This is a genomic window from Saccharicrinis aurantiacus, assembly GCF_001660705.2.
Classification (GTDB): Bacteria; Bacteroidota; Bacteroidia; order Bacteroidales; family Marinilabiliaceae; genus Saccharicrinis; species Saccharicrinis aurantiacus.
In genome coordinates, this window is sequence record NZ_LYBV02000032.1 from 118,336 (window position 1) to 130,796 (window position 12,461).

Sequence of the window (12,461 nt, forward strand, 5' to 3'; positions counted from 1 at the left end):
ATGTAATTCATGCCCTATAGAAGACTCCCTAATACAGATCAGGCTAGATTAAGAGCTTTAAAAGCTGCTTTGGATGAAGGAAGTAAATACTATCCTTTCGACTTAGCATATCCCACCAAACTACATCTCGACTTAAAGTCATTTTTACCACAATTTGAACAATCAGTTAATCAATATAATTCTAGCAAAGACCGTCAAGCTCAAATTGGCAAGCAACTGTCAGAATGTTTTAAATCGTCTAAAATATACCTCTCACACTTTATACAAGTTGTAAATTTCAGCATCATCAGAAAAGAATTAAAACCTGAGGTAAGAGAGGAATACGGGATGGATATTGATGATAAAGCCGTACCAGAATTAGGCACAGAAACCCAACTATTACAATGGGGTGCCAAAGTTATCCCTGCTGAAGAAAAGAGAATGGCACTAGGTGGAAGTAGAATCTACAATCCATCCATTGCAATGGTAAAGATTAAATTTGAGAAATTTAAAGAGTGCTACAATAATCACAAGAACCTTTTATCTACAACTCAGAAGATGTTAGAAAAAGTTAGTGAATTAAGAGCTCAGGCAGATGCCATTATTCTTAACTTATGGAATTCGGTAGAAGAAACATATAATGAATTAGAACCTTCAAAAAAGAGAGAACAATCTGCAAAGTATGGGCTTGTTTACGTATTTAGAAAAGAAGAAAAAAAGCTAAACTAACTCTCTCTTACCTTTTCTATATTCTTTATCATTCGTATAGCAATAACAAATCCCACAAGGCTTACACCTAACCAAACGTAATTGACCGATTCGGTTGCTGCTGATAATGGATCTTCATCTAAGAACTTATTCTGATATAATGCAAACATCAGCAAGGCTAAGAAGTTATTAACAAAATGACAAAATATAGGCAACCATAAACTTTTTCCATACATCACCATATAACCAAATAAAGCACCCAATATCAGGCGTGGGAAAAAACCGAAAAACTGCATATGAATAGCACTAAACAAAAAAGCGCTTAACCACACACCAATGTGCTTATTTTTAAAAATACGCGCAAATAATGGCTGTATACCACCTCTAAACAACAACTCTTCCCCTACTGCAGGAACTACTGCAACCACAAGAATATTAAATATGAAACTTATCCGGGAATCATTAGAAAGAATAAGCTGTGTTAGATCGTTAGCCTGATCTTCTTGAATTCTCAACCACTTTTCTACATCTGCTAAATATTCAGGAAAAGGAATTAGCTGATTTAAGTAACCCAAATAACTTACCAATGGCTGAACCAACATCACTAACAAAAAACCTAAAGCAAATAAACTTACCTTAGGAATTTTACCTATTTGATAATACTGCTTAATATTTAAACGATAGTATTTAGCATACAATATAGGAGGTAATATAAATAAAGATACACTTTGAGAAAGCTGATAAAATCTCAAATAGTTTGTATCGCTCAAAATGATTGAAGGATTACTAAGTATTTCTGTTCCGAAGAAAAATATTCCGATTACGGAACATACAATAGTACAAACAACAAAACACACTAAAACAGTAAACAATAAAAATAGAAGTTGTCTTAAGGCTGAAGTATACATATTCAATAATGAGTTTATCTAATAAAAAAAGAGAAGCACATGGCTTCTCTTTATATAATATCTTAATTCAGATTAAAACCTGAGTATTTGGTAAAAATTAACTGTTGTAGCCCCATTTTATGTAAGTAGATCCCCAAGTGAATCCAGCTCCAAATGCAGCTAATACAATATTATCACCTTTCTTCAACTGCTTCTCCCATTCCCATAAACATAAAGGAATTGTTGCAGATGTAGTATTTCCATAACGCTGGATATTTATCATTACTTTTTCCTTATCAATACCCATTCTACGTGCAGTAGCATCAATAATTCTAAGGTTAGCCTGATGTGGTACAAGCCATGCAATGTCATCAGCAGTTAAATTATTTCGTTCTGCAATCTCAGCAGAAACATCGGCCATATTTGAAACAGCACGTTTAAAAACAGCTTGACCTTCTTGATAAACAGAGTGCATTTTTGCATCTATCGTCTCGTGAGAAGATGGATTAACAGAACCTCCAGCTTTCATTAATAAATGCTGACGCCCAGAACCATCACTTCGTAAAATTGTATCCATTACTCCAACTTCTTCCTCAGTTGGTTCAACCATAACAGCTGCAGAAGCATCTCCAAAAAGAACACATGTGGTTCTATCTGTATAGTCTGTAATTGACGACATCTTTTCAGCGCCCACAACTACAACCTTCTTATGCATTCCCGACTTTACGAATTTATTAGCAACATCTAAGGCATATAAAAAACCTGAACAAGCTGCATTAACATCGAAACTTTGGATATCTTTAATACCTACTTTATCACAAATTATAGGTCCTGTAGCAGGAAAAACATGATCAGGAGTAACCGTTGCACAAATTAATAAATCAACATCCTCTGGAGAAGTATTTGTTTTCTTAAGTAATTCTTTAACAGCCTCAGCGCCCATATCAGAAGCACCTTTACCTTCACCTTTAAGAATTCTGCGTTCCTTAATACCAACACGAGTCATAATCCACTCATCAGAGGTATCAACCATTTTGCTTAATTCTTCATTTGTCAATACATATTCTGGAAGATATGCACCAACTCCTGTTATAACGGCGTTAATGTTTTTCATTTGATAGTTTTTATTTTTTAATAGTCGTAATCAATAATATAACTAGCATATCCATCAGCATAGCAATGCTAATAAAAACACATGCCCGAATAATAGATAATTCGGCAACTACTATTTTGAGTGTTTAGGTTCTTTAATTGCAAAATACCTAAACATATAACCTTTTCGAAGTTAATTTACAAATGCCTTAAAGCAAAATTTGCCTCGCATATGCGAAGCAAATTTATAAAGACTTTTGACAAAAAAAAATTATGCTGTCACTTCTTGTGCTACAGCTAATTTTCCTCTATAAAAACCACACTCACCACATACGGTGTGTAGCTTTTTTGTAGAACCACAGTTAGAACATACTCCTAATCCTGGAATAGCAGCTTTATCGTGAGTTCTTCTTTTATCTCTTCTAGTTTTAGAAATCTTTCTTTTAGGATGTGCCATCTTAAAACGCTTTACTTATTTATTATTCTTTAATTTTCTTAGTGCTTCCCAACGGGGATCTATATCATCTTCGCTAATCGCTTCTTCTTCGTGATGGTTTTGCTGATTTAATCTGTCAATCATCTCATCATCACAACTATCATCATCAGTTTCGTTGCTATGCACTGAACGCAAAGGCAAACTAACAACAATAAATTCATATATCAATTGAGCTAAATTAATCTCATGTTCTTCGTGCGGAAGTATTATTATCTCCTCACTAGGTTCATCATAAATAGCACCAAACTTAACATATATGGTACCTTCAAAACTTACCGGAACAGTTAATGCTGCCAAACAATTATCACATATTGAATTCACTTTTCCTTCAATACTAAAATCAAGCTGCAACATTTGCGACTTCTTCAATAAAGTAACTTCTACTTTAAAATCGCCATTTTCAACTACTGAATCATTGATTTCCTTAAAAAAAGAACTATCAACACTGTAATTAAAAAGATGCCTACCTTCTTTTAACCCTTTGAAAACTAGGTTATATTCATTCAGTTTAGCCATTTAACCCGATATAAAAACTTTGCAAAAGTATAAAAATAAATAGTAGTAGCGAAGAAATACACTCTTATTTTTCATTTATTTTTTTCATGCATCTATTTGTAATTGTGCAAATAAGCTAACATAGCTGCTAATGCATGCTTACAGGATAATTCTAAAGGTGGTTCCTTTTCCTAATTCAGATTCTTTTACAAATATTTTACCACCATGATATTCTTCAACTATTCTTTTTGTAAGAGTTAAGCCTAAGCCCCACCCTCTCTCTTTACTTGTATAGCCAGGCTCAAATACTGTGGTATGTTTTGATTTATGAATACCCTTACCGTCATCACTAATATCAATAACAATTTGATCTCCTAAATGCTGTGAAGAAATCGTAATTACACCTTTTCCTAAAGTTGCATCAATGGCATTCTTTATCAAGTTTTCGAGAACCCACTCTAACAATACGGCATTAGCATATATTGTTTTGCTTTCTTCAAAATCTAATTTAAACTGAATTTTGGAGGATACTCTATTCTGAAAGTAATCTAATGTACCCGAAACTAGTTCTTTTAAATCTAGGGACTTTAAAATAGGTTTAGAGCCAATTTTTGAGAATCGATCCGCTACATTCTGCAGACGAGAGATGTCGTTCTTCATCTCTGGCACTATTTTACTATTTTCATCCTTTAGAGCCAACAAATCGGCCCATCCCATAAGGGATGAAATAGGAGTACCTAATTGATGAGCTGTTTCTTTTGACATGCCAACCCATACTTGATCTTGCTCTCGCTTGCGAGCACTATTAAATGCAAAATAAGCAGTTAATACAAACACTATTATAATAATTAACTGAACAATTGGAAACCACGTTAATTTAACAAGCAATAAAGATGATCTGTAATACAAGTACTGAACCTCATCATCACCCAAATTTATAACAATGCGCTTTCCTGTTTTTTTCATCCGCTCCAGCTCAGACTGAAGATATTGTTCTGCTCCTTGTTTTGGTAGCTTTATATTACGATGATGATAAATAATTCCCTTATCGTCAGTTAATAAAACAGGAACAGTATTATTATTTTTCAGAACTTCAAGCATCAAACTAACTGCCTGCTCATCAATGTCGGGCTGCACTAACTGCCTTGTAGCTTCCGCCCACAGAGCTACCTTTTGCTCTTCTTCGATTTTTAATTCATCAGTTAATAGTTTGGTATAAATTAAGGAAGCACTCCCAATAATAACAGAGCCAATTAAAATAAAAAGCTTAAACAATCGCTTACGAGAATAATACATGTTTAATTATAAAATAACAAAAGTGAATTTAATTAATTATTGAACGTTCAAACACTTATCTTATTATAATTTATTTAGCACACCACTTTAAAATCATTCTATTAATTTCTTCGCGTTGTGCTGGCTTCACAATAAAATCATCCACTCCTACATTAAAAGCTTCGTCTTTTATTGAAGAATCATTATTTGCAGTCATAGCTATAATAGGGCAAGTTGAATTTAATTTCTTGACTTCTACAGTAGCCTCAAATCCATTTAATTCAGGCATCTGAAGATCCATAAATATAATATCATAACTACACTCTGTGAACATTTTAATCACATCATTTCCATTATTAGCGATGTCAATTGTATACCCCAATTTACTAAACAGATTACTTGCTACTTTTTGATTGAAAAGATTATCCTCTGCTACTAAAATTTTTAAATCATGAGGAACAACCTTACCAACCATACTCGATGTGTCTCTAATACTTGTGAAATATCGCAATAAGAAACTTTTAAGAATATCAATCTTTATAGGCTTACGGAGGTAAATATCAGCTCCTAATCGTTTACCAATATTGGTGTTCATTTTTTGATAGTCTGAGCTTTGAAGAACAATTAGGTACTGCGTATGAAGGTTATAATTATAAAGTTCCTGCAAGAAATCAATTCCATTAAAATCAGGACGTTGGTCTACTATAATTGCATGATATTTTTTAGTGTCTCGAAGAGAAACAATTGTTTCTTGAGATGGCGACATTATCGTGTATTTTATACCTAGAGCCATCATGTTTTTTGCAATTGCCTGCACCTGCAATAGATCATCACTTATTACAAGAACATTAATCTGAGTCCATGCAAATATATATGAGAAATCTAGATTCTTTCTTTTTCTCATACTTAACAGCGGCAGTGTGAAACAGAAATCTGAGCCTGGATATTCTTCATTCGTTGATATTGAAGATGGACTTACAGCCCATATTTCACCACCCATCAATTGTACTAAATTCTTAGATATTGAAGTTCCTAAACCTGTCCCCCCAAATTTTCGAGTAGTACTTTCATCTTCTTGAGAAAAAGATTGAAAGATAGTTTGAAGTTTATCTTTATTTATGCCAATACCTGTATCACTAACCGTAAACTTAAGAACAGAATTACCATTTAAAGCTTTTACTTTCTCAACCTTTAATCGTACCTCTCCGTGGGCTGTAAATTTAATTGCGTTTCCGATAATATTAATTAGTACCTGTTTAATCCTTAGCGGATCACCCAAGTAATCTTCTGGAATATCCCCGTCTGATTCCCAGCTTAATTTTAAATTACGCTCTTTAACTTGCACCTCGAAATCGCCAATTATATGCTGAATTTCTTTATTTAGATTCATCGGAATAGCCTCTACCTCAAGCTTTCCTGATTCAATTTTAGAGAAATCGAGTATATCGTTAATTAAGGCCAACAAAGTATCTGCCGATCGCTTTACTATGCCCAACATATCGCGCTCAGCATCCGGGAGGTTATTTGACAGCAGCATCACATCAGTCATCCCTATAATACCATTTAATGGCGTACGTAGTTCATGACTAACATTAGCAATAAAAGTAGTTTTTGCAAGATGAGCCTTCCCACTTGGTTCAACTATCTTCTCAAATGGTGTTGACTCTATAAATACTTCAATAGTATATTGCTCGTCCTGCAGAAAGAAAGGAACTGTTTCATTTAAAAGGATCTGCTGATTTCCTTGTCCATTATCAAGAACATACTTACTTGATGTTTTAGTGATATCAATATGTTGAACTACTTTCTTTTTCTCAAATATTACGTGATAATTAACTGTAGAATTAAGCAACAAATCCTCGTCTTCATAATCAAATAGGTTAAGAGCAGCTCTATTAACCTGTTTAATTCGCTTATTACTATCTAGCATTACAACCCCAACAGGCAAATAATGCAAAACTTTTTGTAAAGCTTCCTCTGATTGATTTAATCGAATTGCATTTACTTTGTTTTTACTTACTACACGTAAGAAGAACAAAACGATCAACATAATAATCACAAAGGTAATAAGAGCAATAATTGCAAAATTCATTAAAATTGAATCTGTTATTGGCTTAACTCTTAATGAAAACGCCAAAATAACAGGGCTACCAGATATCTTAATTACCTCAAATGAAGTTAGTACTCTCTCCCTGAGTCCATTATAATGCATTGTATGAATTATAGCGGTATCTCCCATTAATACAGAAGCATATAAATTTTCTTTCTTTTTACTCGCTAAACTTAAACCTTCCAGAGTAGAGAATATTACATTATTATTATGATCTAAGATCCATTCTACTTGATGACCTCTTATACTGAAATTATGAAAAAGATCTTTATAAAACCGCTCCGCATTAATACTAAAACTGACATAACCATAAATATAGCTATCAGCATACAATGGCTGTTTATATTCAATTGTGTTATTTTTAATATTCAGATTAACTGTTTCTTTGAAATATTCCTGGCGATTCTGCTCACTATATTTGGATACAAACACGCCATTATTCATTCTACTAAGCGTATAGCAATGACCTTTTGTATCGCTCACAGTAAGCTCTTTCAGCACATCACCGTATCTATTGTATAGTAATTGCGTACGCTCTTGTACAATTGTATTTTCAGCAATCGTATTAAACTCAAATAAAGCATTAAGCTCCTTTTCGTTTAATAAAAGAAGAATATTGGTTTTGGTTTCCTTGAAGAATTTCTGATGATTTTCCTTGCAAGTTCGTATTTCTTTGGTAAGTACTTCTTGGTGAATATTTAATTGCCAATTATAGGTATCGTAATAATAATAAATATTAGATGCAATTAAAAAAACTACACTTGCTATTACTATTCCAATGGCTTTATTCATATTGTTTTAGATAAACTAGGCGCAATAATTCTTGCAGGTTCATAACTTGTAATGCGTTAATATCTTGTTTAGGTTTTAGCGATATTTCTCCTCGTTCGATTCGAATATACTTAAATAACTTTGATATCTGGTAAGGGCTATTTCACCAACTTCCACTGCATTTTTTACAGCACATCCAGGTTCATGAATATGAGTACAATTACCAAACTGGCAATACTCCGACACTTTAAAAATCTCAACGAAATAATGGTGTAACTCTTCTTTTTCAATATCAATTAAACCATAACCTCTGATACCGGGAGTGTCAATTATGTATCCTCCAAAATGAAGCTCATGCATCTCGGCAAAAGTAGTAGTGTGTCTTCCACTTTGATGAACATCTGATATTTCGGCTACCTTCAAATTTAAACCTGGTTGAATCCGATTTACTAAGGTAGATTTGCCTACACCTGAATGGCCTGCAATAACACTAACTTTATCTTTTAATAAATTAGTTACTACACTTAAATCCTCATCTTTTTTAGCAGATATCGCATAGGTTTCGTATCCTATATTTTCGTACATTTCTCTACAGTCATCAACCAATTGAAGATGCGCATCATCATAACGATCTACCTTGTTGAAAACTATCCTAACCGGAATACGATAAGCCTCTGCTGATGCCAAAAAACGATCAACAAAAACATTTGTGGTTATAGGATAATTAACAGTTACGAGTAGTACAGCCTGATCAATATTTGCTGCAATAATATGTGTTTGTTTGGATAATTTTGAAGCCTTTCTGATAATATAGTTTTTTCGTTCTTCAATTTCAGCAATAACACCAACGTCGTTAGCCTCATCCCATGAGAAATTTACCACATCACCAACACTTACCGGATTTGTACTTTTGATATCTTTCATACGAAATTTACCTTTTATGGTACAATTTACCATTTCACCTTCGGTAGATTTAACAATATACCGGCTCCCTGTTGACTTAAAAACTATCCCTTTTTTCAATTTAATATGGTTGAATTTATAATGATAAGAATATAATCCGACTAGTGCATCTTACAACGCTAAAAATATATTTTGTAAAACAAACACTTCACAAAGATAGCAATCATGTGTTAATACTAAATTAATTAGGCATTGATAATACGTAATAAATGTACTAATTTATAGAAAAACTTTTTTTTGGATAAAAGTCATTTCTATCTGTAACTATTTTAAGTATTGATGCGTCACACTATAAAATACTCTAATCTTGACTTAAAAAACACTTGATTTGATTATTTCTACTTATACCATAACAACATAAATCTATATAATTGTGAGTAATAGTATAATAAAGGTCAACTCTCTTCATAAATCTTACACAACAGGTGCTAATTCTTTACATGTATTAAAAGGTATTGATGTAGATATACTTGAAGGCGAAATGGTTTCAATAATGGGCTCCTCAGGTTCAGGCAAATCTACTATGCTTAATATATTGGGCATTTTAGATAATTACGATCGAGGAGAATATTACTTAAATAACATTCTGATTCAGAATATGAACGAAAGGAAGGCTGCTGCTTTCCGAAACAAATATTTAGGTTTTATTTTCCAATCCTTCAATCTTATTTCTTTTAAAAATGCCATGGAAAACGTGGCCCTACCTCTGTATTATCAAGGTGTAAGCAGAAAGAAAAGAAACCAAATTGCGTTAGATTATTTAGAAAGATTAGGACTTAAAGACTGGGCTGAACACTTACCTAACGAATTATCAGGAGGACAAAAGCAAAGAGTTGCCATTGCTAGATCACTTATCTCGAAACCTAAGGTGATATTAGCCGATGAGCCTACTGGAGCTCTCGATACACAAACCTCTTATGAGGTTATGGAGATTTTAAAAGAAGTAAATGACTCGGGTATAACTGTAATTATTGTTACACACGAAAATGATATTGCTGAGAAAACAGGTAGAATTATTAGACTAAAAGATGGATTAATAGAATCTAACACCTCCAATATTATTCAACCAGTAATCAACTCAGTAAATTAACACCCTTATGATCGACTATATTCAGGAGATTCTATCTACTTTAAAGCAAAATAAACTTAGGGCAATAATGACAGGCTTCAGTGTTGCTTGGGGAATTTTTATGCTCATTTTGCTATTAGGTTCTGGTAAAGGACTACAAAATGGTATGGAAAATAATTTTAGAGGGACTTCTAAAAATGCCCTTTGGATTTGGAGTAGAAGAACACAAGTAGCCCACGATGGACTAAAAGCAGGCAGACGCATTCAGTTCACTGATCAAGACGTTGAAGCTTTAAAACTCCACTTTGATAAAAATATAGACAATATTTCTGGTAGATTCTATATAAATGGGCAAGCTAGAATTACTTACAATAATGAATTTGGCACTTTCAATACTGAAGGAGTTATGCCCGAGTTTAAAGAAATTCAGATTGTAGACCTTGAAGAAGGCAGATATGTGAATAAAATTGATATTGAAGAGTACCGTAAGGTGATTATAATATCTACTCCTATAAAAAATGCACTTTTTAAAGATGAAAGTCCAATCGGTAAGTATCTGCGTGTTAATAACGTACCATTTATGGTAGTAGGTACTTTTACAGACCCTCAGGATAAAGAAAGAAAGAGGGCTTACCTCCCACTCACCACAGCACAAAGAGTATTTAACGGAAGTAATAAGCTTGGTGAAATGGCCATTGCTACCAATGCAACTACTGTAGAAGAAAATAAGCGGATAGAAGAAGAGGTTAGGTTACTATTAGGTAAACGCCACAGGGTGGCACCGGAAGATAAACAAGCCTTAGGTATTTGGAACACACTTGAACACTTTAAACAATCTCAAGGCATTTTTGCTGGCATAAGGATGTTTGTTTGGATAATTGGTATTATGACCATTATAGCAGGTATTGTGGGAGTAAGCAACATTATGATTATAATGGTTAAAGAACGCACCAAAGAAATTGGCATTAGAAAAGCCATAGGTGCTACACCATTCTCTATTATTCGCTTGGTACTTTCCGAGTCTGTTTTTATTACGGCTCTTTCAGGATTCTTCGGTTTAGTGGCTGGAATGGGAATCTTGTCATTGGTATCAACTGCACTTCTACAAGCTGGTGGCGATGTCGAAAGAACTTTTTGGAATCCATCAGCTAGCCTTGGAGTCGCGTTATGGGCATTACTTATACTCATTACTGCTGGATTAATTGCAGGATACATCCCTGCAAAGAGAGCTGCTTCCATTAGACCAATTGAGGCTTTACATGTTGATTAACTTAAACTAAAATTATCCTAATGTTTGACAGAGATAGGTGGCAAGAAATAATAAATGCCATAAAAACTAATAAGCTAAGAAGTGCCCTTACCGCTTTTGGTGTATTCTGGGCAATATTTATGCTCATTGTAATGACAGGTTCTGGCAATGGTTTAAAAAATGGCATCACCGAAGGTTTTAAAGACTTTGCCACCAACAGTGGCTTTATGTGGGCTAACACTACTACAAAAGCACATGAAGGTTATAAGCGAGACCGTAATTGGCAAATCAACAACAAAGACATTGAAGAAATTAAGGATCAAGTTGCCGGAATTGATGTAATCTCACCAAGATTAAATGGTTGGAATTTGAGAAATGGTGAAAACATTGTTAGAGGCGAAAGATCTGCAGCATTCAATGTAATGGGCGATTATCCATCTTATAGAAAAATAGATCCTTGTACAATGGTGTGGGGAAGATATATCAACGATGAAGATATTCTTCACAAACGAAAAGTGTGCATCATAGGTGAAAAGGTTTATGAAATAATGTTTGATGAAGACGAGGACCCTGTAGGCACTTACGTTAGGGTTAATGGGGTTTATTTTATGGTAGTTGGTGTATTTAGATCTAACAACCCGAATATTAACATCGGCAGTAACAAAAAGGAAACCGTTTATCTTCCTTTTACATCAATGCAGCAAACTTTTAACTATGGAGATCAAGTTCACTTTTTTGGTATTACTGCCCAAAAAGGAACTAAGATTAGTAAGGTAATCGACTCAATTAAACCTATTTTACAAAAAAATCATAAAATAGCCCCAAAAGATGATGAAGCCATTGGGCAGGTCGATCTTGAAAATGAAATAAAAGGTATGTTCTACATGTTCTTAGGTATCGATATCTTAATATGGGTAGTTGGTATTGGTACTTTGATAGCTGGTGCAATTGGAATTAGCAACATTATGCTTATTGTAATTAAAGAAAGAACTAAGGAAATTGGTATTCAGAGAGCGATTGGTGCAAGACCAAAAATTATTATAGGACAAATTTTAATGGAATCAGTATTTCTAACAACAATTGCTGGCTTCCTAGGCCTCGCATTCGGAACTATTGTTCTTTATCTTGTAGATATGGCAGTAGACACATCAATAGCTAATGCTGGACCTGATGACCAAACATTTTTTATGAATCCTGAAATTGGCTTACCCATTGCAATATCAGCATTACTAATGTTGATTACTGTTGGTTTCATAGCCGGACTAGTTCCTGCTTTAAATGCTGTGAAGATAAAACCAATTGATGCATTACGACACGAATAAAAACAAATAAACAAAACAATAACCTTCAATACATTACAAATAACT

General features: G+C 33.7%; 11 protein-coding genes. 4 read left to right on the forward strand and 7 right to left on the reverse strand.

Annotated elements, in window-relative coordinates:
* The first annotated feature begins 9 nt into the window (after nt 1-9).
* Nucleotides 10-708 (forward strand): hypothetical protein, encoded by a 699-nt coding sequence (locus tag A8B35_RS15870; RefSeq protein ID WP_068474052.1) that lies wholly within the window; start codon nt 10-12, stop codon nt 706-708.
* On the opposite strand, the gene A8B35_RS15875 is transcribed toward A8B35_RS15870, so the two are convergent.
* From A8B35_RS15875 to rsgA, 7 genes are all read right to left on the reverse strand, one after another.
* A complete protein-coding gene (locus A8B35_RS15875; RefSeq protein WP_068474056.1) occupies nt 705-1,595 on the reverse strand; it encodes a CPBP family intramembrane glutamic endopeptidase in 891 nt (296 codons plus the stop codon). The two genes, A8B35_RS15870 and A8B35_RS15875, sit on opposite strands and share 4 nt — an antisense overlap.
* A gap of 97 nt (nt 1,596-1,692) precedes the next feature.
* Nucleotides 1,693-2,688, reverse strand: coding sequence for a beta-ketoacyl-ACP synthase III (locus A8B35_RS15880; protein WP_068474059.1), 996 nt, complete (start codon nt 2,686-2,688; stop codon nt 1,693-1,695).
* 249 nt (nt 2,689-2,937) lie between these two features.
* Nucleotides 2,938-3,123 carry a 50S ribosomal protein L32 gene (gene rpmF, locus A8B35_RS15885; RefSeq protein WP_068474062.1) on the reverse strand — a complete coding sequence of 62 codons (186 nt, stop codon included), beginning with the start codon at nt 3,121-3,123 and terminating at the stop codon, nt 2,938-2,940.
* Between the two features lie 15 nt (nt 3,124-3,138).
* Nucleotides 3,139-3,678, reverse strand: coding sequence for a YceD family protein (locus tag A8B35_RS15890; protein WP_068474064.1), 540 nt, complete (start codon nt 3,676-3,678; stop codon nt 3,139-3,141).
* Nucleotides 3,679-3,816: 138 nt separating this feature from the next.
* Nucleotides 3,817-4,953 carry a sensor histidine kinase gene (locus A8B35_RS15895; protein ID WP_068474066.1) on the reverse strand — a complete coding sequence of 379 codons (1,137 nt, stop codon included), beginning with the start codon at nt 4,951-4,953 and terminating at the stop codon, nt 3,817-3,819.
* Between the two features lie 70 nt (nt 4,954-5,023).
* Nucleotides 5,024-7,834: a response regulator gene (locus tag A8B35_RS15900; protein ID WP_068474069.1), complete on the reverse strand. Its 2,811-nt coding sequence runs from the start codon at nt 7,832-7,834 to the stop codon at nt 5,024-5,026.
* A 75-nt stretch (nt 7,835-7,909) separates the two neighbouring features.
* Complete coding sequence (rsgA, locus tag A8B35_RS15905) at nt 7,910-8,836, reverse strand: ribosome small subunit-dependent GTPase A (RefSeq protein ID WP_068474071.1); 927 nt, start codon at nt 8,834-8,836, stop codon at nt 7,910-7,912.
* Between the two features lie 313 nt (nt 8,837-9,149).
* Here rsgA and A8B35_RS15910 point away from each other — a divergent pair, with 313 nt between their 5' ends.
* From A8B35_RS15910 to A8B35_RS15920, 3 genes are read left to right on the forward strand one after another with little or no spacing between them, the layout of a single operon-like run.
* The gene (locus A8B35_RS15910) at nt 9,150-9,866 is read left to right on the forward strand and encodes an ABC transporter ATP-binding protein (RefSeq protein ID WP_245820803.1); all 717 of its coding nucleotides are present in this window, start codon (nt 9,150-9,152) and stop codon (nt 9,864-9,866) included.
* Between the two features lie 7 nt (nt 9,867-9,873).
* Nucleotides 9,874-11,115: an ABC transporter permease gene (locus A8B35_RS15915; protein WP_068474073.1), complete on the forward strand. Its 1,242-nt coding sequence runs from the start codon at nt 9,874-9,876 to the stop codon at nt 11,113-11,115.
* Nucleotides 11,116-11,135: 20 nt separating this feature from the next.
* Nucleotides 11,136-12,416 carry an ABC transporter permease gene (locus tag A8B35_RS15920; protein WP_068474075.1) on the forward strand — a complete coding sequence of 427 codons (1,281 nt, stop codon included), beginning with the start codon at nt 11,136-11,138 and terminating at the stop codon, nt 12,414-12,416.
* Nucleotides 12,417-12,461 lie beyond the last annotated feature (45 nt).

What these genes read in the sequence shown, in the direction of transcription:
- A8B35_RS15870 (WP_068474052.1), top strand. Translation starts at nt 10, where the DNA reads ATGCCCTATAGAAGACTCCCTAATACAGATCAGGCTAGATTAAGAGCT.
- A8B35_RS15875 (WP_068474056.1), bottom strand. Translation starts at nt 1,595, where the DNA reads ATGTATACTTCAGCCTTAAGACAACTTCTATTTTTATTGTTTACTGTT.
- A8B35_RS15880 (WP_068474059.1), bottom strand. Translation starts at nt 2,688, where the DNA reads ATGAAAAACATTAACGCCGTTATAACAGGAGTTGGTGCATATCTTCCA.
- rpmF (WP_068474062.1), bottom strand. Translation starts at nt 3,123, where the DNA reads ATGGCACATCCTAAAAGAAAGATTTCTAAAACTAGAAGAGATAAAAGA.
- A8B35_RS15890 (WP_068474064.1), bottom strand. Translation starts at nt 3,678, where the DNA reads ATGGCTAAACTGAATGAATATAACCTAGTTTTCAAAGGGTTAAAAGAA.
- A8B35_RS15895 (WP_068474066.1), bottom strand. Translation starts at nt 4,953, where the DNA reads ATGTATTATTCTCGTAAGCGATTGTTTAAGCTTTTTATTTTAATTGGC.
- A8B35_RS15900 (WP_068474069.1), bottom strand. Translation starts at nt 7,834, where the DNA reads ATGAATAAAGCCATTGGAATAGTAATAGCAAGTGTAGTTTTTTTAATT.
- A8B35_RS15915 (WP_068474073.1), top strand. Translation starts at nt 9,874, where the DNA reads ATGATCGACTATATTCAGGAGATTCTATCTACTTTAAAGCAAAATAAA.
- A8B35_RS15920 (WP_068474075.1), top strand. Translation starts at nt 11,136, where the DNA reads ATGTTTGACAGAGATAGGTGGCAAGAAATAATAAATGCCATAAAAACT.